Origin of the sequence: Streptococcus sp. 27098_8_66 (genome assembly GCF_041431945.1) — a bacterium.
Taxonomy (GTDB): domain Bacteria; phylum Bacillota; class Bacilli; order Lactobacillales; family Streptococcaceae; genus Streptococcus; species Streptococcus dentalis.
Map to the genome: position 1 here is coordinate 12548 of NZ_JAPVYS010000008.1, position 23933 is coordinate 36480.

Genomic DNA, 23933 nt, shown 5'->3' on the forward strand with positions numbered 1-23933 from the left:
GCTTTTTTTGCAGCTTCAGGGGAGCTTATAACAGCGAAAAAAATATCATCCATTTTTCTGTTATTATATAAAAGATTCCAAAACCATTCCTGATGAAGAGCTTGAAGAGGTCTGTCTCATAAGGCTCGTCCTTCATAGACTCATAGCTATCCATCAGGATGACCATGGTTGGCTCTTGCTTGCCGGTCACTTCACGGTAGAGGGCCATGGTGCCGACACCATGCTCGGAGAGGAGCTTCTTCCTGCGATCTAACTAGCGGTTGATGATCCGGATGAATTTCTGGATTTTCTCCGTCTGATCCAGCAAGAGGCTATCTGCCACATGTGGCAATTGAGTTTGTTCCGAAATCCAGCAGGTATATGGTCAGATTTTCTGGACTCTACTTGCGAGCCAGATCCATTGCGGCTGTCTGGAGGAAAGTGGTCTTTCCTGTACCTGGACTTCCGTAAAGGAGGATATTCCCATCTTTTGACAGATCGATGGCGACAGCTTCTTGCTTTTGCGCTTGCGGGAGACAGTTTAGTGAGGCAAGGCCACGTGAGGTACTCTCCTTGTCATAGTCATCTGGAAGTGATAAAAACTCCATTAAATACTACTATCATATCGGAATTTACTTTAAAGATCAAGTTAATCACTAATTATAAAAAACCGGAGGAGACTTCGTTTCATAACATGGTCAAAAGGCAATTTGGATAAACTAAGGTCAGTATACAGTACTTTGAAATTTATCACAGACCTTCCTTCTCATTTATAATGTTTTCTCTTAAAATACACTTTATTTTAAGGGGAAACTTGTAAGTAGGGGATAAGTTTTATTGCTTAGAATATTAAAAAAGAGAACCTATTTTGGTCCTCTCCAAATTGTAACTTTTATCAACCAACACAGTTGAGAAAGAGCTTATTTCTTTTTACTTCCCTTCTTTTTCAGTCAGCTCATTTAAGAGTTTAATTTGGCTAGCTATTCTTTGAGTATAGGATGCAGTAAAATTAAATCTGACCATAGAAAATATTCTTACGAACTTCGTCACTCATTTTTGACCTAAAATTTTGTCCTTCTCTATAGTCTTTTACATCACCTTTTCCTTCAATTCTTGATGCTAAGAATGAATCTGTATCTTCAAATGCTGTAGCTACTTGATCTAAATAGTCGTTAAAACTTACAATTGTCTCTTGAATAGTGCCAGCAGTTTCTTTAAATCCATTGAAACATTCTTCTAATTTCGCTTTAGAATCATCTTCAACAACCAGTCCAATCCCAGATCCAAAATTGATAAATGCAGCATCAAATTTAGCCTTAACACCTTTTATATTTTCAGGTTTAATATTCTTTTTACTCATTTTCCTCCTCCTGTTTTGGATGGGCCTTTATCCAGGCTACAAACTCGTCATAAGAGTGAATTTGTGTTTTCTCTCCAGTTGTTTCGTCTGTAGCATACAGTTCCATGACTTCTTGACCTGCTGGCGCAAACCAATGAATGATTTTATCAAACCATTCGCGCTCATTGTATTGTTTCGGACGGAAATATAATGCATTTAGATATTTTATATTTTTTTCTAATTCTGGATATAATTTAGAAAAGTTAGAACCAGAGACATTTATTTGAGACGGTTTATAATTCATTGGATAAAGTGAATTTTCGTTTCTTGAAAGATTATACTTTGCTAGATTCGCGTCGATCTGTTCAGAGATCCCACCCCTATACCAATCATATTTGTTTTTAAAATATTGTTGTTGCTTTTGGTTGATCTTCTGCATCTCTTTTTCAGAAATGTCATTATATCCTCCCCCATTAGCTAAAAACAGGATAGGTCTAATATTATCACCCATCAAGTCGTGATCACTTAATTTTTCCAAATTAAGTGTAAGATAATCGTCTCCGTTTTGTAAATAGGTTTGAGGAGCATTATTTGGTGCACGGTACAAATTATTTTTCCCAAGTAATTTATATAAGTCAAATTTAATAATTTTTTCTTTATCACTTTGTATATCATAACTAATAATTTGATAATATTCTTCATTTCCAATCGGAGGAATCTTCTCCAAATTGCCTGTATAAAGTGTATGCGAAGAAACAGTTGTAACATAATTTTCTCCATATAAAACAACACCATCCAAATAATTATTTACGGCAACAAAAACAAATTTATCGTTATCAAATAATTGTATTTTTCTAATTTTAGACGGCATATCATCTATATATATCTTCTCAGATGATTTTTTAAGTCTCATAAAAATTATACCACCAACAATAAGCATTATGATAGCTATTATTATGCTGGCCTTTTTGTTTTTCATTATTATTTTCTCCTATTCGGTTCCAAAATCAGAATCACTCGAGCTTAAACCAGACGGATCCCACTTGTGGTATTTTTGGCTCTGAAATATTTTAGATTTATCTCTATTTTCAAACTCTTTATCTAACTTCCTTAATCCTTGATAAATATTTGAAGAAGGAATTTCAGATACTCGTGTATCATCTCCATTGATAAACAAATTATAAGTATTTTTAGTTAATATTCTATAATGTTTTTTATCATCTGAATTATCAATTTTATTCTCAGAAGCAATATTTTTCATTATTTTATCATAGTTTTTTACCGAATTTATTTTAGATGAAAGTTCACCATCTGTATTGTGGTATACAAATGTTTTTAATCCATTCTTTTCTAAATCGTAAATCTTCATATCTGCTTGCAAGTCATAAGTTAGATCATATTTTACAAATTCATCTTTAGAATCACCTGATAGCCGACGTCCCCCTGTACCAAAGATACTGCCAGCTAAATATTGCTCACGTTTTGTTATTCTTTGATCATACTCATAATATTTTTCTAAATGATCTGAAAGCGTTGAAGAATCTGATATTTTTTCTCCAACTTTTTTCTTGTAAAGATCTGAAAAAGTTACAGCTCCTGCTTTATCGCCAAAATTTAGACTTGAACTTAGATTATTATCAATTTTAACGCCGGAAGAAATTAAATCCAGTATTTTATCCGAACCAGGAATAAAAGAACCTAAAGCCATTTTTGCTAAATCAACTGCAAATAAAGCCGCCTCTTTATCCCGTTTTTCTCTTAACTCACGAATTTCAGATATCGCTTCAGCATCTTGAACTCCATCCCCTGTATTGAAAAATTCTGTTGAATAACTTTTATCTCTACGAATCCCCACAGAATCAGGTGCTGATACATTAAATTCAAAACCGTTTTTCCCATTAAATGTTAATCCACTTAAAACAATAGATGTATCAAGTGACATATGGCCCATATAAGGATAAACCTTCTTTGACTTTCCAATGCCAACTGCGTACAGTGATTCAAATAAACTTGTTAAAACTCCAGCACGTTTTATGTGTTCATTAAATCCTTCAAGTTGAGGTTGGATTTTAAGTTTCTCCGCTTCATAATTCTTAAATTTACTTTCACTATCATTTGTTTTAGGAAAATCAGGAACTAGAGCCTTTGCCAATTCAGTTATTGTTTGAGCATACCTATCTCCAGCCAAGACTAAATTCTCAAAATAGGCTTTTGCTTTTTCTTGGTCTTGATTAGAAATTGCTTGAATATAAGTACGAAGATTTTCCATTGCAGGACTCTTATCTTTTTCCACATTTGAAAATTCTTTATTAACTCGGTTATAAACAATATCCATCATCGCATGGCTAACTTTTGTCGTATCTACACTCCCCAATGCTGTAAAAAATCCTGTTGGAGCGCTATATCCATGTTCTCCTAAAATAACCTTAAGAACTTTAGCATCCCCCTCATTTTGAATGGAATCCAGAAAATCCATATTTTGTTCGTTCAAATAACCTTTGGAGATTAAATCCATTGCTGTATTTAAACTAAAACTACTGATAAATCTTGCGTTATCTAATGTTGCTTTCACACCAACCAAACGTTCACTTACCACAGTTAAACTACTAATAAATTGCTTTAAATTATTCTCTAATTCATCATGAGTTGTTTGACGTTCATCTCCATGTTTTGCTAAATTCATTGCTATGGAGTGTGCACGTGCTCCCGCATCTCTTGTAAATTCAACTGCTCCTGGTTCTAGGGCTAGTGCTTTACTTGCTACTTGAATTGCAGCATCAAGATCTTCACTTTTTTCCAAAAACTCTTTACTTTTTGTTTCCCCTAACCATGTCTTAATACTTTGGATATCTGCTGCTTTTGTCTTTACCACTTCAGAAGAAAAACCAGCCGCCGTCAATCCTGTTTCATATTTAAGGACTGCCTCACTATATAATTCTAATGTTAATGGATATGAATCATGTAATGTTTGTGATAAAGAATTCAACTTTGCTATAAAGGCTTTAATGGCATTTGCCTCTTGTCCCGTCACTTTTGCTTCAATTTTCCTCTGAACAGATGATATCTGACTTCGGTACTCTACTGCAGCTTCTTTTGTTTTATTACCGTGATCAAGTAATCCACTTTTTGAAATAACTGTAACGGTCATAAATTACCTCCTACTTTTCTTCCTATCCATTTTTTCATATTCTTTTCGAGCAATTGCATCTGTAAGTTGTGTATCTAATGATCTCCTCACTGCGTCCAATCTTATAATCTCTGCATTGATAGCATCAATTGTAGCTTGTTTATATGTTTTATCAAGATCCTCTCTTCCGTCAACGATAACCTTACTTTCCTGAAGTCTTTGTTCGTCATATTTTGTTCCAAACACATGCAACTTTTCATAGCCTTCCATTACATCATCTACGTTAAGATCCACACCTTGAACTTTAGTTAGTGCACTTCTCAAAGCTTGAACCTTTTGATCAACCTGTGCTATCTGGCTTTTGAGATTACTTACTTCACTCATTTTCACTTTCCTTTCTTTAGTCAATAAATACTTTTATAGTTTGAGCTATACCATCTACAACAAAATAATTCACTTGTTTTGGTAACACTGGCTCTCTTAAAGTTTTATTTAAAATATTGATAAGTTGTTGATCATTTTGTCTCACTGCTAAAATAGCCTGTTTATAATTTCTAATTGCTTTTGATGCTATATCAATCTTACGCACTAGAGCTGGTGTAGCTAATACTGCGGTTAGGAAACCAACCTGATGGCCTTTTTCAAAAAGTTTAGCAAGAATTCTAATGTCCTCATCATTTAACAAATCAACAATTTCAGATAAGTTATACACAATAAAAGTTGTTGTGTAATTTGTCTCATTTTCCGCAAATCGATCATCCATTTTAACCGAAATAGTTTGAATCATTTCATGTAATTTCTCTTTATCTGAAATTAGTGTTACAGAAGAATCAATATTATTTATTTGATGATATTCTGGTGCGAGTATAATTGTCTTTTTACCAAGTTTTACACTCATCGAAGCAAGATGTTTTGTAATTTGTGACATTTGTTCTTCTTTTTCAAGAATATAAGCCAAATGACCTCGTTTTACATTCCATCCCATTGCCTTCGCAGTTTCCATGTCTAACCCAACAGGAATTTCACCTTCCTCCAGCAAAGTTGCTACATCCTCACGTCCATAGAAGGCTGCTTCTGTCAACTCATCTGGCACCATTGGAATGCCTGCTGGGGTGTGGCCTGTCCACATCTCTTTGAGGCTTTGGACTTGGTCGCGGAGGTTGTTGATGATTTGAATATCATTATCTCCAGCGACGGGTAGGGCGAACTGGACAACATCGACTTCGTCACGTTTCATGAGTGCCCGTCCCTTGATGTCTTCCATCGTAGCTGCTAGTGGGGTTGCTCCCACGATACCGCGGACTTCAGAGATATCATTTTGTGGCAAGGTCAGCTGGTGCTTGAAGTTTGAATAGAGCTGAGCCCGTAGGTTGTTCTGACGGCTAGCTGTGATGATCAAGTGCACACCAATGCTGAGACCTTCACGAGAGATCCGCATGAAGAGCTTGAAGAGGTCTGTCTCATAAGGTTCGTCCTTCATAGACTCATAGCTATCCATCAGGATGACCATGGTTGGCTCTTGCTTGCCGGTCACTTCACGGTAGAGGGCGATGGTGCCGACCCCATGCTCGGAGAGGAGCTTCTTGCGACGATCCAACTCGCGGTTGATGATCCGGATAAATTTCTGGATTTTTTCCGTCTGATCCAGCAAGAGGCTATCAGCCACATGTGGCAATTGAGTCAAGGGTGCCAGACCATTGGTTCCGAAATCCAGCAGGTACATGGTCAGATTTTCTGGACTCTGCTTGCGAGCTAGATCCATTGCGGCTGTCTGTAAGAAAGTGGTCTTTCCTGTACCTGGACTTCCGTAAAGGAGGATATTCCCATCTTTTGACAGATCGATGGCGACTGCTTCTTGCTTTTGCGCTTGCGGGATATCGGCAACCCCGATCAGGACGCTTGGAGCTGTCCGTTTTTGCCAAGCCTCGATCGGCACGACCTTGTCCATCTCATCCAGCGTGATCCGCTCTTTGAGCGGTGGCAACCATGGTTGGGCCACAGCTGCGATGCCTTCTTGTTGGTGCAAGTGATTGATTTCCTGCACGATGACATCCAACTCTGTTGGCACTTCCTTGATTTCTTCTGCCATATCCAGACCGGAGAGGTCTTGGTTGAGAACTTCGTATTGGCCCAGTTCATTGATCAAGTAGATGGTATGGTCTTCGATCCCTAGCTGGTCCTTCTCAGGCTGGTAGTCTGCTCCTGACCAGGCGGTTTGGAAGAGTTCATAGACTTCGTTATTTCCGACTTGGAGGTAGGCACGACCGGTCTGGGTGATCTCAGCTGCATCTGCCGTCCGCAGCATCTCCATGGAGTCTCCACGATCTGCCACCTTGAGGGCTAGCTTGAAGCGGGAGTTGGACCAGATCTGGTCATCCACGACTCCAGAAGGTTTTTGCGTTGCAAGGATCAAGTGTACCCCGAGGGAACGCCCGACACGCGCGATAGAGACCAACTCCTTGATGAAGTCTGGTTGGTTGACCTTGAGTTCGGCGAACTCATCACTGATCAAGAAGAGGTGAGGCAGCGGTTCGGTCGCTTCACCCAGTTTAAATTTCTTTTGGTATTGGTTTATATGGTTGACCCCATATTGGCCAAAGAGGCGCTCCCGACGATGGATCTCCGCATTGATAGAGGCTAGGGCCCGCATGGACTGGGCACCATCCAAGTTGGTGATGGTTCCAAGCAAGTGAGGCAGATCCTTGAAGAGGTTAGCCATTCCCCCACCCTTGTAGTCGATGAGGAGGAAAGCCACATCGTGGGGGTGGAAGTTAACGGCAAGGCTCAGGATATAAGACTGAATGGTTTCAGACTTACCAGAACCAGTCGTCCCTGCGATCAAACCGTGTGGCCCATGAGCTTTTTCATGGAGATTGAGGTAGACCAAATCGTCCTTCCCACGCAGACCAATCGGCACGGCCAAACTTTGGTAAGGAGCATGGCTCTCCCAACGACTCAAGACCTTGAGGTCATTGAAAGTTTCCGCCTGGTACATTTCAAGGAAAGTCACCGAGTCTGGAATCGAGCTCTTGAGCTGTTGAATATGCTTCAGAGGCGCAAGGCCACGCGAGATGGCTTCCTTGTCATAGTCTTCAGGGAAGTGATCCAATTGGAAGTCAAGCTCACGAAGAACCCCTTCTTGCAAGAGCAATTGCCCCTGGTTGCGGTCCTTGATGGAGATAACGGTTTGGATATTTTCAGAAAGAGATGAGAGTACGTCTGCCACATAGATGATGGAGCAGCCTAGCTCTGTCGGATCCTCACGGAAGAACTCCATGATGACATGGTCCAAAATCAAAGTCTCATCGGTGATGAGCACCACATAATGCGGATAGAAGATCTTGGTATCATTGGCTTTTTCTTCCTCTTTTTGCGCCTTGCGGAGCTTGAGGATTTGGTTGAGACTGTTCAAGACCTGATCACGTGTCCGCTGATTGTAGACAAAGCTACGGACATTCATATCTTGCAGAGTCGCATGAGGCAACCAGCGCATCCAATCCCAGTTTTCTTTTTCTTCTTCTGGAATGATCGGAATAATGGTCAGATCATGGTAAGAGTGAAAGACAGCCAATTGGGCAACCAGGAGCTGCAACTGCTCTAGCACGATAGGACGAGGACCGACGTAACCTACAGGTCCCCGATTAAGGCTAGCTACAATCGGAAGATTGTCAATCTTTTGGTGAGCTTGGAAAAGGGCATAGCCTTCTTCTTCCAAGGCATCTTTCTTCCCACTGCGCTCTTCCTGACCATATTTGAGCTCATAGCTGGTTGGAACCTTGCCCAAGCCCAAACGATAGGCCAAAAAGTCAAAATGAAGGGGTGTTTTTTCGTAGATCCGCGAGTCATAGCGTTTGACCATCTTGGTCAAGTCCTCGATCGCTGGGAAATGGTAAAACATGCCTTCTCGCTGCTTCCGAGATAGCTGTTCCAAGTCCTTCGCCTTGTCTTTGAGATAGAGATGGTAGAGCTCCACGCGCTCTTTCTTGTCTTCTTTGTATTTTTTACGATTCTTGAAGAATCCTTGAACCGAAAAGATCACACTGACCACAGACATGGATACTGTCGCGATGATATAGAGCCCCCGCGGTTGGAAAATGGTGATCAAGAGAGTCACCCCAACCATGATGAGGGGTGGCATGATTAACTTCAAGAGTTCATCTGATGGCTTTTGAGGCTCCGCTCCCGGAGGATTGATCAAGATCTTGTCTTCCGAACTCCGGTAGATGATCCGCGGAGACCGGTGGTACTCGGGATAGTCCTTGTAGAAGTCGTAACGCGAATGCAAGCGTGGCACCAGATAAGGACTTACTTCGACAGCCCCTTCCACGCCAAATTCTTCCGGATAGAGCTTAAAGGTCACATCTCCAATAGCCAGCTCATCCCCAAAGGCCAGTGGAAAAGTCGCTTCACTAACGAGTTTGTGGTTATGGTAGAGTTTTCCGGATAAGAGCTGACAAGTCCAAGTCTGATCTTTTTTCACAAGGAGAAAGCGTACTGGATAGTGCAAGCGCACATCCGCACCCTTTTCATCTGCTACGAGGATTTCTTCCTTGTCGAGCAGTTCATAGGTATGGACTTCCCCTGTCGCTAAGTAGCAGACCACATCCCCAAGAATCTTGCTATTTTCGAGCACACCATTGTCTTCCCCATACTGGTAGAAGATTTCTCCTTGACTCCATTGGAAATGAAGGGGATTTTCTTGCGAAGCTAGGGTCAACTGAGCTGTTTCTTGATTCGATACGGTCGCTGTTTTTCCCTCTTCTAGCGCTAGCTCATAGCGAAAACCTCTTTTATAGAGTATGATACGTTTTTTCATAGACTACTCCTTGTGTTCGCTAGACTCTGTTGAGCTTGCAACTGTAGAAGACGAACTTTCTGCTGAGGAGTCTTTTGTAGACGAAGTCGTTGTTGAGTTGCTAGTAGAAGATTTGGTTTCATCTGTCTCTGCTTCCAAGAGTTTTGAGCGGGCATCCCAGTATTTTTTGTATTCGCCCTCGAGCTCAGAAAGTTTCTTCTCTCGCTGTTCACCAGAGAGTTTTTCGTTATCACGTGTCGCCTTGATTTCTTTACGAAGGGCATAGATGATCAAGTCTGAATCGTCGATCCGCTTGGCTGTATCCAGCGCTTGGGTAAAGTCATGACGGCCGATATAGACCCAGTAGTGGAGATAGAGGCTATCTGACTTGAGCGTGACGTTGTTAAGGATGACCTTCTTTTGGTCCTCTGAGAAATTCAAGCCTTGCAAATAAGACGTCGCCAACTCATATTTCTGTGTCATTGGAAGACTACTTGGAGCCACTCCCTCCAATTCATCGATCACACCGGTATAGTCTACCTTGAGATAGGCTGTATCCGCTTGAAGCAACTTTTCTTTAAAGGGTGCTTGGAAAAAGACCAAATAGATCAAAGGCAAGAGGAGGAAGGCCACTACAGTTGAAAGCCACACTGTTGCCAACTTAAAGATTCGGTGTTGACGGCTTGAAACCAAGGTTAAGGTCTTTTCTTCCTCTTCCTTGCGTTCCTGGTAGGCTTTCTCTAAGAGAGCTTTCATCTCTTCTAAGCTAGTAGCATCACGGATTTCTACCAAGAAATCTGGTAGATCTTCTAATTCGAGTGTACCTTGATAGAGCTCCATGAAATCCCAGTCCCCAAAAAGAGTGACAGCATAGCACTTGGCCTGACGCAAGAATTCAACCTGATCCCACTTGCGTGGCACCATCATTCCCGGAACCCCGCGATAAGCGATCTTGACTTGCGCATCCTTGGTCACAAACAAATTGATAGGATGCAACATAAAGGTCACCGGAAGCTCCAAGGCTGGCGCCAAATCCAAGACATTAATGGCTAGACGCAGACGGTCTGAAACCGGTAATGCCTGGATTTCTTCAGCACTCAAGCCTAGCGCATCTGTCTGATAGGTCAGATGAATCTGGTCTTGATCAGCTGTCATGCTCTGCTCTAAAAACAAGGGATGATGGAGATCCAAAATCCATAAATTGCGTAAATCCTGGCTATCCACTTCTGAACGCTTGAGGTCCAATCGCCAGCTCGTTTCTTCTTTTTCAAAGCGGAAGACTTGTTCTTCCAGTGTAAATTGTTCTTCTTTCACCTTACCACTCCTCAATCTCGATCAGATCACCACTTGTGATCGGATACTCTTGTACTACCTTGCCTTCATCTAGCAAGATGCCCTTATTTACCACGCGCAACTGATACTTACTTCTAGGCTCCATGGTAGACCCAAAGATCTGATCCAATTCCCGAATCAAGCGTCGCACCTCCATCCGCGTTGGGATTCGGAGGTCATGGCTTGCACCATTCATACGGAAGGTGACATTGATATGTTGGTCCATTTAGGCCTCTTTTCTATAAATTCGATAGGAAATATAGCCAGCAATCCCAAAGAGAAGGGCACTCCAAGCCAGCATTTGCAAGGCTGGAATAAAATCCGACAAACTAGCCGAATTGTCCTCTACATTGGACTCAAATTTAGATAATTTTTGATTTTCAGGCTGGAACAGGTCCGCTTCAGGCTCTGTTTTTTTCTTTCCCTTTATAGCAGAAAACAACTGGCCGTCTGAATCGGTCAATTGTTTCTCTTGCTTGCGTTTTTCATCTATTAATTTTTTCTGATCCTTCTCATTGAAAAGAGACTCAGTGGCATCCAATTGGCCACCAAGTGTCTTTTCCTGTTCTGTCTCAAGACGTGAGTTGTTGACCTGAAGACGATTATCAATAAAATCATCTGCAGAAACAACAGCTACTGGCAAGAGACTAAAGACAAAGAGAAGATACATCATTTTTTTCATATGCTTGATTCAATTTCCTTTGTTTGAGTAAACTTCTTTGGGACGAAGATATTGGCAACCGCCAAAAGACCGAAGAGAACCAACAATCCGAAGAAGACGCCGATACCAGCTGTTTGTCCATCAAAGTAACCCGCAAACTGTCCTTCCAAAATAGAAAGGAGGTTGACATTTTTCACCAGTGCTGGAAGGCCTGACAAGGTTGCGGTTGTTCCGATCGCGCTAGATAGGTAGACATAACTGATCAACATGAAGAAGGCCAGTCCCATTCCAATCACACGGAAGTGTTTCAAAAGAAGGTATTGTAGTTGTACCAAGACAAAGCTTGCTAGAACTGCTAAAAATACCCATGAAGGTATATATTCACGACCGACAGAGAGTTGAATACTTGAAATCATTCCGATCACCAGTCCAAGGATGAGAGAAAGTCCCACAAGGACACCGACAGATAAGAGATCTGATTCTTGCAAGCGATCCAATTTGAAACGATCCTTAACCTTGCGAATGATTGGTTGAGTCGCAAAGAGATAAGCTGTAAAGAGGCTCAAGACTTCCAACATAAAGATCCAAATAAATGGACGGTAGACGTTGATGGTCGCTTTCACAGAAGACGATTTCTCTGCAACTGGATTTGACAAGAAGTCAAGCAAGACTTCATTCGGCACTCCGTTTTCATAGGCATTGTTGAAGACCTTACGGAAGGCTTCGACGAAGTTCCCGTTTTCAGACAATTCCTTGTCGAATTCACCCATCAAACTTTCCGCATTGCTAGACAATTTCTCTGTATTGCCTTGGGCTTTTTCCAATTCTTTGTTCAATTGACTAAAGATTTCATTGGTAGAGTTAGCAGCTTCTACATTGCTACGAGATGAGCTCTTAACGCCTTCTGTCGAGCTCAATAATGACGTGTATTCAGAACCAAGAGCTGACAAATCTGCATCGGTCTTGGTTTGAGCCTGTGTCACTGTTTCCTGCGCTTTTGAGATCTCTTCTAGGCGTTTTTGAAGGTCTGCATACTGCTTCAATTGATCGTTGATATTTTGGGTTAGATCCTTGTTGGTGTTTTCGATTGCTTGAAGATTTGCCTGCAATTGTGGTCCCAAGTCTTGCAACTGTTTAAGGGTACCATCTAACTGGGCTTTCACACTCTTCGTTGCATCCCCAGATTCATCCGTTTCAATACTCTTACGGTAGTCCTTCATGTTACTTGAAACGGCAGCCTTCACGACATCGACCAAAGCATTTGTCAAATCCATATCTTCGATCGGATCATAGAGCGAATGACGATCTCCCTTGTCATCTTTTGGATAGTAAGCATCGATCAATGCTCCCGCGCGTTGATAATCCAGGGCGATTTCACTAGCTTTCGATGCATAGTTAGCGACAGCTGTTTTCAAGTCTTCTGCAGATACAGTCACACTGGTTGAAGAAACTCCATTCACAAGGACTTCAACATCAATCGCGCTTGGCATAGCTCCTCCATCTTCAACAAGGTGAATTTGAATTTGTTTGCCATCTTTCAGTTCGACTTCCTGCTCACCACTGCCTGCATAAGTCTGTCCATCATAGGTCCAAGTATCAACCTTGACCCCTGCAGGGACATGAATACTAACTTTCTGTTTCCCAGATTTAGCATTAAGGACATCCGCAACTGCCGTTAATTTGGCATCCACTTCAGCAGCCAATCGTTTTAATTCATCGGCATTCCCTTTTGCTTGCGCCTTCGTTCCAGCAAAAGCACTATCAAAATCAATCGCTGCGTTGAAATTCCCATACTTATTCAAATTCAGACTAGCAGGATCTAAAGACGGAAGTTTTTCAATTGCTTTACGAATATCTTCATCCGCTTTATTACGTGCTTCACTTAATGTCTTGATACTCGTCTTTCCAAGCAAGGTACGAAGAGTGACTTTGTCTCCTTCTTTTAGACCATAGTAGTCAAGGATCTTCGCTTTTACAGTAGACTCGATGTTCTTTTCGTGCTCATCTAATTTGTCGCGTTCTGCCTTGATCCCTTTTTCGAGGTCTGCCACACGATCATTCACATCTTTTGTCAAGCCTGCATAGGTCTTGGTCCCTGAAGAATCTCCTTCTGTTTCAGTTGGTTGACTCAATTGTTTGGTAATTGCTTCTTGGTTTTGTTGTAGATTCTTATACAACTCTTGGGTCTTTTCACTGACAACAGACTGGTTCATAGACATCAGCTGGTTCATGAACTCTTCATGGCTGATCTTATCCTCAGAGCGTTGCTTGATCAATGTGTCGAAGTTTTGACCGTACTGATCCTGAGATTGGGTCAATTGATCAAAAGCCTGTGTATAAGACTCAAGGACTGTCTTCAAGGCATTGTTCGACTCGACAGAAGACGTAGACAAGCTATAGAGACTTGGGAAGATATTCTTGGAATCTAAAGCTGAATCCAGCAAGTTACTCCGGTATGAACCAATGTTGGTCGATTGGATCTTGTTACTTGTTTCCACGTTCTTCTGAGCTGTATAAAGGTTGCTCAAAATGCTAACCATATACATATCAACCAACTGGCTATTCAAGTCTGAAACGATATCTTTAGCGACTTTATTGGCCTCGTTTTCAACCTGAGAATTTCCAGCCGCATTGACCTTATACGTCACCATGGTCTTCTCTGCATTTACCGCGTTCACTTCCAAGACCTTTTCTGAGAAGTCACTTGGAATGACAATCATCAATTGGTACTTGCCATCTGCAAGCCCTGACTCAGCGGCTCCACGAGGGAGTACAGACCAGTTTTGTGAATTATCCCGTTCGATATTCTTTACATAGCTAGCCCCAAGGTTGTATTCTTTATCATTCAGTTTGACCGCCTTGTCTTCATTGACAACCGCAATGTTGAGCTTGGTGTTTTCTGTCGTTTGCACGGTCTTGGCTTCGTTTTGCTTTTGGTCCTTTTGAACCGTCGTATAAAGACCCACTACAGATCCCATCAAAAGGAGCACAACCGCACTCTGACCGATGTATTTTAACCATTTTTTATTTTTAACTTCCATACCTTTTCCTTTTTCTAATTCATAGATACAAAATAGGGGTTAGGAATTAAAAATCTAACCCCTATTTTCTATATATCAAAAGACAAAAGGGTGATCTACCTACAAGAAGTAAGATCACCTCCAAGACTATCTTAGTGGATTTGTGCAGCGATATCTTGGTCAGTTTGTTCAACGATATCAGCAACTTTGATCAATTGAGCGTTGATGTCTTCCAACAATTGAGCGAATTGTTTGATTTTTGGAGACAATTCGTTGAATTGTGCTTCAAAGCTATCAAATGCAGATCCATCCCAGTTTGCGTCGATGACTTGTTGTTCATGAGTCAAAGTGTTAAGGATTTGATCGATTTCTTGAGAACCTTGTGCATAGCGTTGTGCTGATTGACGTAGTTCTTCTGGAGTTAATTTAATTTGAGCCATATGTTTCTCCTTTTGGGCTGATACCCTTATATTTTTTTCATAAACAATACATTTTAGTACGAATTAGTAAAATGCCAGACAACTGTATATTTTACCTTTTGCTCCCTGTTTGTATTATTTACTTAAAAATATCTTAATGAAATATTGCCAGAATGTCAAGTTTAGAGGGCTAACTGATAAAACATTGTAACTTTGTTACAATTGTGTAACATTTTGTCATAAATCTGTAATATATTTTCTGAATTCCTTGCCCCAGTAGTCTCCAACTAGTATTATTTCTGAGAAGAAAAGAAGACACTCTGTCCTTTTATATTAACTCAACACATAGATAAAAATTGTTGATTTTAGGTGTTTTTAAAAGCAAATTTTGAAGATTTTTGTATATTTTTTCATTTTTAAAACTTTTATCGTATAATGAAACCTGTTCAAAACTTGTTTCATACAAGATCGAACACCATTAACCTATAAGGAGTATATATGAAAAAATTTCTACTTGCCTCTGTCTGTCTACTAGCTCTTACCGCTTGTAGCCAAGGCCAACAAGGCAAAGGAACTACTGCCGCTTCTTCCAAACAAGAGGCCACTCAAAACAAAAAGGAGCAAGTCCAAACCAAGACCTTTGTTAGTGACCTCGGTGATCACCACCAAAACAAAATTCAAATTGGCTACAAGAATGAGGAAATTGTCTCTTTTACTTTCCTTAGTTTTGAACCCATTTCCTCAGATTTGCAAGACATGGATCTTCCTGAATTAAAGGAAATCTACCAAGAAGAATTAGAACATAGCGATATCTATAAAACCTTAAATGGTAAGCCTGGACTTAGCTTCCGCATTCAAATTTCAAAAGATAAACAATCCTATGCTAAAGTCTTACAGGCTGACTTCTCAAAAATCAAGAAAGATGAGTTTGCTACCATCTACGGAGATCAAGGGGAGGAAGAAAGAGCCGAGTTCAAGAAATACCTCAATGGCAAACCTCAAGATCTCTTTACCTATTTCAAAGATCAAGGTCTCAAAGAAGAAAAATAAAAAGAGCTTCCTGAGTTTCATCACCACACTGGTGAGGGCTCAGAAAGCTTTTTCTTATTTGTTCAAGATTGAAAGAGTTTCAAGGAGATTGTCCGCATGAACTTCAATGGTATCTCCTGTCGCTTTGATTTTCACTTCTACGATACCTTCAGCTGCTTTTTTACCAACTGTTACGCGGATTGGAAGTCCAATCAAATCACTATCGCTGAATTTGACACCAGCGCGTTCATTTCGGTCATCCACCAAGACTTCATAGCCTTTATTCACCAAGGCTTCTTCGATCCGATCGGTCAAAGCAAGACTCGCTTCATCTTTAACATTGACTGGAATCAAATGCACATCAAATGGCGCCAATTCTTTAGGGAAGTTAATTCCCCAAGCGTAACGGTATTCCCCTTTTGGAGTCTTATTGACAAAGAGGCGTGCATGTTGCTCCATAACGGCTGAAAGAAGACGGCTGACACCGATCCCGTAGCAGCCCATGATGATTGGAACCGCACGACCGTTTTCGTCCAAGACATCTGCTCCCATGCTAGCGGAGTAGCGTGTGCCGAGTTTGAAAATGTGACCGATTTCGATCCCACGTGCAAAGTTCAAGACCCCTTTCCCATCTGGTGAGATCTCGCCTTCACGAACTTCACGGATATCGACGTATTCTGCAGTAAAGTCACGTCCTGGGTTGACACCAGTCAAGTGGTAGCCTGTTTCATTGGCACCGACTACTGCATTACGGCTGTCTTGGACCTTGCGGTCTGCGATAATCTTAACATTTTCAGGAAGATCAACTGGACCGAGAGAGCCAAAATCAGCTCCCAATAATTCTTTTACTTCCACTTCGGTTGCAGGTTCAAAGAAGTCTGCGCCGAGGTGGTTTTTCAACTTCACTTCATTGAGCTGATCATTACCTACGAGAAGGGCAACAACAGGCTCACCATCTGCGATGTAAACCAAAGTCTTGATAGTAGCTTCTTCTGGAACATTCAAGAATGCAGCTACTTCATCAATCGATTTGACACCTGGTGTTTCCACGCGCTTCACTTCTTCTTCCGCTACGACACGGTTACTTGGCTTGTATTCGTTAGTAGCCATTTCCAAGTTCGCAGCATAGGTTGATTCACTTGAATAGGCAATGGTATCTTCACCAGAGACCATCCATTTGAGCAATTCTGCTTTGATTTCTTCTTGGACTTCTGCTGGGATCTCATCAAAGGAAGCCACTGATTTGTCTAAAACAATCCAACGATCCAAGTCTGTACGAGCAGGTGTAACAGCCATAAACTCTTGGCTATCTTTTCCGCCCATGGCACCACCATCACCGATGATGGCTTTGTAGTCGATGCCACTGCGTGTGAAGATCCGCTCATAAGCTGCCTTGTATTCATCATAAGTGACATCCAAGCTATCGTAGTTAGCATGGAAGCTATAGCCGTCTTTCATGATGAACTCACGGGTCCGAAGAAGACCGTTCCGTGGACGTTTTTCATCGCGGTATTTTGGTTGAATTTGGTAGAGATTCAACGGCAATTGTTTGTAAGATTTTACTGAGTCGCGCACAATAGCGGTAAAGGTTTCTTCGTGAGTTGGACCTAAGATAAAATCAGAGCCTTCACGGTTTTTCAACTTATAGAGGTCTTCTCCGTAAGTTTCGTAACGACCAGATTCACGCCAGAGATCCGCACTCAAAAGGGCTGGAGCTAGCATTTCTACTGCTCCAATTTTTTCGAATTCTTGGCGCATGATGCCTTTTGCTTTTTCAATGACTCGATTTGCTAATGGCAGATAAGAATAGACACCAGCTGATACTTGGCGAACATAACCTGCACGCAACATCAAAGCATGGCTAATGACTTGGGCATCGCTTGGCATTTCGCGAAGCGTTGGAATCAACATTTTACTTTGTTTCATGGACAATATCCTTTTCTATTTCAAAAATAATTTCATAATATCATTCCAGGTGACAGCAATCATCAAAATAACCATTACAGCTACACCTGCAAGCGTCATATAGGTTTCTACTTCTTGTTTCAGTGGCTTTCTCCGGACGACCTCGATCAAATTGATCAAGATTTTCCCGCCATCCAAAGCCGGAATCGGGATTAGATTGAAGATCCCAATATTAATAGAGAGCATGGCCATAAGAGACAAGACTGCCGGAATCCCTAATTGAGCAGCTTGTGAGCTGGCATTGTAGATGGCAACCGGACCACCCAGTTTATTGAGACTAAAGTGGAAAATGATATCTTTCAAAGCTCCAAGAATCCGTGTCGCTGTATTCCAGGTATCTGTAAAACCAGACAAGAGTTTATCCACAAATCCTGTCTTGAGGCCATTTGTCACACCCAGATAGTAACGATTCCCTGACTTGGTTGGCTTCACTTTGACTTCTTTTTCTTGGCCGTCTGTTTTGACTTTCAGGGTCAATTCAGGAGCCGTCTTGCTGTCCTTGGTTGCTTTCTCGACAGCATCTGTCAGCTCATCCCAGTTGCTAACGGTATCGTTATTGACTTGAAGGATCTGAACATTGCTTTTGACACCGACCTTAGCCAGCGCCCCATCGGGTGCCACCTGAACATTGTTGCTGTAGTAGTCAATCGCACCGCCTCGCATAAAAGCTAGAAGTGAGTAGACGACAATACTGAGGATAAAGTTGTTCATAGGACCCGCAAAGTTGGTGATCAACCGTCCCCAAATGCTGGCATTCTGATACTGAACATCTCTCGGTGCAATCCGCACCTCTGTCCCATCTTCCTCAACGATGGTCGCATCATGATCGACATCATAAGTCTTGGTCTCATCGAGAACCAAGCCTGTAATTTCCAGTTTGTCTTCAAAGTCAAACTGGGTAACATTCATGGGAAGGGCTGTCTGATCCAGATTCTTTCCTGAAAGATTGATCCGGACAACCTTGCTAACCTCATTTAGCGTCAAGCTGACAGGTGTTCCGGTTTTAATCTCAGTTGTATCCTCACCCCAGCCAGCCATACGAACATAGCCACCTAAAGGTAGAATGCGAATCGTATAGGCTGTTCCATCTTGACCAATATGGGCAAAGATCTTGGGACCCATCCCGATCGAGAATTCTCGCACCAGGATGCCCGATTTTTTTGCAAAATAGAAATGACCAAACTCGTGAACGAGAACGATCACTCCAAAAATAACAATAAAGGCAATAAACTGCATCGTTCTATACGTGGTTTCCTTTCTATTTCTTCTGTCTTAGAACAAACCCAAGAAATGCATCAAGGGAAAGACAAAAATCAAACTATCAAAGCGGTCTAGAACACCACCATGTCCTGGAATAAATTTCCCAGAATCTTTCACACCGAAATGGCGTTTAATCGCGCTCTCTACCAGATCTCCAAACTGACCTGCGATACTAAAGAGGATGGTAAAGAAGATCATAGCAAGAAAACCATGTCCACCTGCCACAGAGCGATCCACGATCATATAGATCACAGTTACCGCAACTGCAGACAAGATTCCCCCAAGACTGCCTTCAATCGTTTTATTAGGAGAAACCGCAGGCATGAGCTTGCGTTTCCCAAACCGGCTTCCTACCAGATAAGCACCTGAATCTGTAGCCCAGACAATAAAGAGGGCTAACAAAACCTTATCAATACCAGCGATTCGCGCATCTACTAAGGAATGGAAGCCGAGTCCAACATAAAAGCTGGACGCAATGGGGTAGACCACATCTTCATAATTATAATTCTGAGCAAGAACAGTTGTCCCCATGAGAATCAAGACAACCAGACCATAGGCAATCATATTGCCATCTGCTGGAAGGTAAGGGAGGTAGTCCTCGATCGGCAAAGTCAGGACGAAGGCCGCTAACATGGCTAGCGCTCCTTCAAACGTCGCTGTCTCAAGCCCCTTCATCTTGAGCAATTCATGAACCCCTAGCATGGCGATCAAGCCAATCACAATCTGGAAGAATACCCCTCCAACCATTACTGTTGGAATGAAAAAGAGCAGGGCAATTCCTCCAAAAATCACACGTTTTTGTAAATCTTTCGTCATCATCTTCTCCTAAACACCACCAAATCTCCGATGGCGATGGCTATATTCTACTATGGCACTTCGTAGTGCTTCCTCTCCAAAATCTGGCCACATCACATCTGTGAAATACAACTCACTATAAGCAGCCTGCCAAGGAAGGAAATTACTCAAACGGATCTCTCCGCTGGTACGAATAATCAAATCCGGATCCCTTAGGACACGTGGCAAACTCTCGGTATAGAGAGAATCTGCGATCATCTCTTCTGTGATATCTTCTGGACTAAACTTCGCATCCAAGACTTCTTGGGCGATCTGCTTCACAGCCTGAGTGATCTCTGCACGTCCACCATAATTGAGTGCGAAATTCAGGATCAAGCCTGTATTGAGATGGGTCATCGCTTCTGCTCTTTCCAAAGCCTCCAGCGTTTCTTTTGGTAATTTCTTGGTGTCACCAATCATTTGAATCTTGACATTGTTGCGATGCAATTCGGGGACGAAACGATCATAAAATTCGACCGGCAAGTGCATGATGAACTTGACTTCATCTTCAGGGCGTGTCCAGTTTTCCGTAGAAAAGGCATAGACAGTCAAGACCTGAACCCCCATATTTTTTGCTGCAATCGTCACTTCTTGGAGAGCTTCCATCCCTGCCTTATGACCGAAGACGCGCGGTTGCATCCGCTTTTTCGCCCAGCGACCATTGCCATCCATAATGATCCCAATGTGTTTCGGGACTTCTAAAGGTATCTCGATTTTTTCTTTTTTCTTAAAACGAAACATGTTTTTCTACCTATTTCAATATTTATCGCTTCATTATACCATAAATCCCCATAAAATAGGGACTCCGGCCTCTTTTTTGAACCAGCAAGGCTTTCCTTCATCACATCGTCCTATTTGCCCACCAAAAAAGAGGCCCTTGCCTCTTCTTTGATGATTATTCTTCGATGGCTGAATCGGCATCTGAGCTAGCACCTTCTGTAGCAGTGGCTGAGATTCCTTCTGATACAGGAAGAACTGTTTTGATCGCTCCCAATTCAAAGGTCAGGTAGACACCATCAACATCCAAGACAACGGTCTTGCGGTCTGTGTCGACTTCATCGATGGTTCCGTACAAGCCACCAATCGTGATGACTTCATTTCCTTTTTGAAGTTTATTCAAACTTTCCATCCGTTTTTGGTACTGTTTCTTTTGGCTACGGCTCATGAAGTACATCAAACCGACCATAAGAACGAGCATAATTAGCAAACTTCCGCCTTGCATATGTTTCTCCTTTAATTTTCATATATGCTATACTATATCAAATTTCGCCCGTCTTTTCAAGTTTTCCCATCCTCTTCAAGCAAAATCAGAGTCCAGTCTCATAGAGGAGGCAAGTTTTGATGAAAAAGAAAAAACCACGAAAAGTGGGCTACTGACTAGTCAATCGTAATGCCATACTTTTCATGATTCTCATCATACCAATCAATCAAGGCCAAAGCCGTTTGATAGGTAATATTTTTGATTTTACTCGTTCCCTTCGTCAAAGTCGCCAAGCTCATTTTGCTGATGTTTGTTTCAGTTGCGACACGATAGCTCGTCAAGCGACCGTCAACCATCAGTTGAACAACGGCTTCCACTTTTCTGTATTCGGGAGTTGAGTAGATATCAATTGTATTGCTCATCTTACTTCCATTCCTCAAATTTTATTCTTGTATAGATTATATACTTATTTTCTTTATTTATTAATAATTTTGCTCAAATTGGATTAATTTCACTAATTATTGATGTTTTTTTAGCCCAAATAGGAGGATTTTGTCCTTATACGGCGAATAATTTCCCCCAGGTGGGAAGAAAAAATAAAGACTGCTATATGATAGCAGTCTCTATTTTTCACAAACTAATTCGCCTTAGTCTGCTTGTTTATCAGTGTTTTCTTCCTTCTTTGTGTCTTTTTCTCTGATCACAAGGACACCATCTTCCATGTCTGCTTCGAGATGTTTGGCATCCAAGTTATCCAAGTGGAAGTCTGTGACTTTGTCACGGATTTGTTGTTCAACTACCCGACGGAGTGGACGAACACCCATCACTTCATCATACCCTTCTTCAGTCATGTATTCTTTAGCTGCATCGCTCACTGCCAAGTCGATTTCTTTCTTAGAAAGAGTCTTATTGACATCTACCAACATCAAATCAACAATCTTAGAAAGGTCTTCCTTGCTCAAGTGTGAGAATTCAATGACAGCGTTGAAACGGTTGAGGAATTCTGGACGGAAGTAAGGTTTTAAACGATCCATGAGTTCTGGTTTATCCGCATCTTCTGTCAAGTTAGCTTCGTAACCAAAGCCAGCGTTTGAAGTGGCGATAATCACAGTGTTCTTGAAGTTGACCGTGTTCCCTTGACCATCTGTCAAACGACCATCATCCAAGACTTGAAGGAGAAGGGTGATGACTTGAGGATCCGCCTTTTCAATTTCGTCAAGAAGGACGATAGAGTATGGGTTACGGCGAACACGTTCTGTCAAGGTATTGCTGTTGTCATCGTAACCAACATAACCAGCTGTTGTACCAATCAATTTAGAAACGGCTGTGCGGTCGCTGTATTCTGACATATCCAAACGGATGATGGCATCTTTGGTTCCGAACATATCAAGAGCCAATTGTTTAGCCAACTCAGTTTTACCAACACCAGTAGGTCCTACAAAGAGGAAGCTTCCGATTGGACGGTTACCTTCGTCAAATCCTGCACGGTTCCGACGGATAGCACGTGACACTGCTTCAACAGCCTTGTCTTGACCGATAACCTTAGTTTGCAAACGGTGACCCATATCTTTCAAACGTTCGATATCAGTTGCACCCATTTGTGACACTGGGATACCCGTCATCCGTTCTACTGATTCAGCCACATCGTTGATTGTTGCAGTTACCTTATGGTCTTCTGTATGGTTTTCAATTTTCTTTTCAAGTTCTTCGATACGAACTTTTGCTTTCAAAGCTGCTTCGTAATCTTCTTTAGCCGCAGCTTCTTCTTGTTTGGTTTTTTCTTCTTCAATTTCATGTTCCACAGCATGAACATCTGTTACAGGATGTTGGGCTGCCAAGTGAGCAGCTGTCACATCGACCAAGTCAATGGCCTTATCAGGCAAGCTACGTTGTGGAATGTATTGGATCGAATAATCAACTGCTGCTTTCAAAACTTCATCTGGCAAGATGACATTGTGGTGTTTTTCATAAAGATCACGGATCCCTTGGAGAATCTTGAAAGTATCTTCAGCTGATGGAGCATTGACCTTCACTTCGTTGAAACGACGAGCAAGAGCCGCATTCTTCAAGATAGTGTTACGGTATTCATCTTGAGTAGTTGCCCCAATGACTGTCAATTCCCCACGTGAAAGAGCAGGTTTGATGATATCCGCAAGACCTTTAGAGCCTTGACCATCACCTGTGCTACCTGCACCAAGGATTTGATGGATTTCATCAAAGAAGAGAATGACATTTCCCATAGCCTTGACTTCTTGGATCAGATTTTGAATATTTTCTTCAAAGCTACCACGGTATTGCGTACCAGCTTCTAGACCAGAAATATCAATCGAGATGATTTCTTTGTTCTTGATAGCGGCTGGAACATCACCGTTCACAATAGCTTGTGCCAAACCTTCTACAACTGCTGTTTTACCAACACCGGCATCCCCTACAAGGACAGGGTTGTTCTTGGTACGACGAGACAAGATTTCAGCAGTCTCTTGAATTTCTTTATTACGTCCGATGACCGGATCCAATTTTCCTTCACGAGCTTCTTCGGTTAAGTTGCGACCAAGTTTTGCAAGGATCCCATCTTGTTTCATCCCTTTACCTTGATGGTGTTGCGCTTGCTCACTTCCTTCATTTGGAAGTTGACCAGTTTGACGGTAGATGGCGAATTCTTCCGGTGTCACTTCACGACCATTAATCATGTAGCGACGGCTTTCAGAACGAAAACCACCCATATTTCCCATTAGTTGATTGAAAAGATCATCCATATTGTTAAAATTGTTATTCATATTATATACCTCTAATTTACATAATTTTAATTCGTTCTTGAAAATTAGCAGACCAATTGGCTGCTGTTTAGTTTTTTACATAATTTTAATTCATTGATTTAATAATAGCCCTACAGGCTAACAGTTTCTATTTTTCCTTTTATCAATTAGTTGTCTTAGTTTTGGAAATAGCATATTACCATCTCCTTTCCACTA

The 23933-nt window shown here is 41.6% G+C and carries 18 protein-coding genes and 1 pseudogene; 1 reads left to right on the forward strand and 18 read right to left on the reverse strand.

Features of this window, described 5'->3' with window-relative positions; genetic code table 11:
- Positions 1 to 88: 88 nt before the first annotated feature.
- From O3642_RS06820 to O3642_RS06870, 11 genes and pseudogenes are all read right to left on the reverse strand, one after another.
- A pseudogene (locus O3642_RS06820) lies at positions 89 to 515 on the reverse strand (FtsK/SpoIIIE domain-containing protein); the annotation flags it as partial.
- Between the two features lie 473 nt (positions 516 to 988).
- Positions 989 to 1339, reverse strand: coding sequence for a hypothetical protein (locus O3642_RS06825; RefSeq protein ID WP_371605650.1), 351 nt, complete (start codon positions 1337 to 1339; stop codon positions 989 to 991).
- Positions 1332 to 2297, reverse strand: coding sequence for a hypothetical protein (locus O3642_RS06830; protein WP_155172945.1), 966 nt, complete (start codon positions 2295 to 2297; stop codon positions 1332 to 1334). Before O3642_RS06830 ends, O3642_RS06825 begins: the two co-directional genes overlap by 8 nt.
- Before the next feature lie 12 nt (positions 2298 to 2309).
- Positions 2310 to 4466, reverse strand: coding sequence for a hypothetical protein (locus O3642_RS06835; protein ID WP_371605651.1), 2157 nt, complete (start codon positions 4464 to 4466; stop codon positions 2310 to 2312).
- A 3-nt stretch (positions 4467 to 4469) separates the two neighbouring features.
- Positions 4470 to 4829, reverse strand: a complete 360-nt coding sequence (locus O3642_RS06840; protein ID WP_155172941.1) for a hypothetical protein — start codon at positions 4827 to 4829, stop codon at positions 4470 to 4472.
- A 16-nt stretch (positions 4830 to 4845) separates the two neighbouring features.
- Positions 4846 to 9261 (reverse strand): type VII secretion protein EssC, encoded by a 4416-nt coding sequence (gene essC, locus O3642_RS06845; RefSeq protein WP_371605652.1) that lies wholly within the window; start codon positions 9259 to 9261, stop codon positions 4846 to 4848.
- Positions 9262 to 9264: 3 nt separating this feature from the next.
- Positions 9265 to 10554 carry a type VII secretion protein EssB gene (gene essB, locus O3642_RS06850; RefSeq protein ID WP_338323963.1) on the reverse strand — a complete coding sequence of 430 codons (1290 nt, stop codon included), beginning with the start codon at positions 10552 to 10554 and terminating at the stop codon, positions 9265 to 9267.
- Position 10555: 1 nt separating this feature from the next.
- Positions 10556 to 10798 carry an EsaB/YukD family protein gene (locus tag O3642_RS06855; RefSeq protein WP_118228561.1) on the reverse strand — a complete coding sequence of 81 codons (243 nt, stop codon included), beginning with the start codon at positions 10796 to 10798 and terminating at the stop codon, positions 10556 to 10558.
- Positions 10799 to 11254: a type VII secretion protein EssA gene (essA, locus tag O3642_RS06860; RefSeq protein WP_155172935.1), complete on the reverse strand. Its 456-nt coding sequence runs from the start codon at positions 11252 to 11254 to the stop codon at positions 10799 to 10801.
- Complete coding sequence (gene esaA, locus O3642_RS06865) at positions 11251 to 14274, reverse strand: type VII secretion protein EsaA (protein ID WP_371605653.1); 3024 nt, start codon at positions 14272 to 14274, stop codon at positions 11251 to 11253. Before esaA ends, essA begins: the two co-directional genes overlap by 4 nt.
- A gap of 131 nt (positions 14275 to 14405) precedes the next feature.
- Positions 14406 to 14693, reverse strand: a complete 288-nt coding sequence (locus O3642_RS06870) for a WXG100 family type VII secretion target (protein WP_031576577.1) — start codon at positions 14691 to 14693, stop codon at positions 14406 to 14408.
- Positions 14694 to 15170: 477 nt separating this feature from the next.
- On the opposite strand from O3642_RS06870, the gene O3642_RS06875 reads away from it, so the two are divergent.
- A complete protein-coding gene (locus O3642_RS06875) occupies positions 15171 to 15722 on the forward strand; it encodes a hypothetical protein (protein WP_049473082.1) in 552 nt (183 codons plus the stop codon).
- 54 nt (positions 15723 to 15776) lie between these two features.
- On the opposite strand, the gene O3642_RS06880 is transcribed toward O3642_RS06875, so the two are convergent.
- The 7 genes from O3642_RS06880 to O3642_RS06910 all read right to left on the reverse strand — a co-directional run bounded on the left by O3642_RS06880 (position 15777) and on the right by O3642_RS06910 (position 23738).
- Entirely contained in the window at positions 15777 to 17627 is a 1851-nt protein-coding gene (locus O3642_RS06880; RefSeq protein ID WP_340281558.1) for a proline--tRNA ligase, read from the reverse strand.
- A 15-nt stretch (positions 17628 to 17642) separates the two neighbouring features.
- Complete coding sequence (rseP, locus tag O3642_RS06885) at positions 17643 to 18902, reverse strand: RIP metalloprotease RseP (RefSeq protein WP_150905240.1); 1260 nt, start codon at positions 18900 to 18902, stop codon at positions 17643 to 17645.
- 36 nt (positions 18903 to 18938) lie between these two features.
- Positions 18939 to 19742 (reverse strand): phosphatidate cytidylyltransferase, encoded by an 804-nt coding sequence (locus tag O3642_RS06890; RefSeq protein WP_023919527.1) that lies wholly within the window; start codon positions 19740 to 19742, stop codon positions 18939 to 18941.
- A 9-nt stretch (positions 19743 to 19751) separates the two neighbouring features.
- Positions 19752 to 20501: an isoprenyl transferase gene (locus O3642_RS06895; protein WP_003009971.1), complete on the reverse strand. Its 750-nt coding sequence runs from the start codon at positions 20499 to 20501 to the stop codon at positions 19752 to 19754.
- A gap of 154 nt (positions 20502 to 20655) precedes the next feature.
- Positions 20656 to 20982, reverse strand: a complete 327-nt coding sequence (yajC, locus tag O3642_RS06900; protein ID WP_003004444.1) for a preprotein translocase subunit YajC — start codon at positions 20980 to 20982, stop codon at positions 20656 to 20658.
- A 155-nt stretch (positions 20983 to 21137) separates the two neighbouring features.
- The gene (locus O3642_RS06905; protein ID WP_003009969.1) at positions 21138 to 21383 is read right to left on the reverse strand and encodes a hypothetical protein; all 246 of its coding nucleotides are present in this window, start codon (positions 21381 to 21383) and stop codon (positions 21138 to 21140) included.
- Positions 21384 to 21608: 225 nt separating this feature from the next.
- Positions 21609 to 23738 carry an AAA family ATPase gene (locus O3642_RS06910; protein ID WP_371605654.1) on the reverse strand — a complete coding sequence of 710 codons (2130 nt, stop codon included), beginning with the start codon at positions 23736 to 23738 and terminating at the stop codon, positions 21609 to 21611.
- Positions 23739 to 23933: the final 195 nt, after the last annotated feature.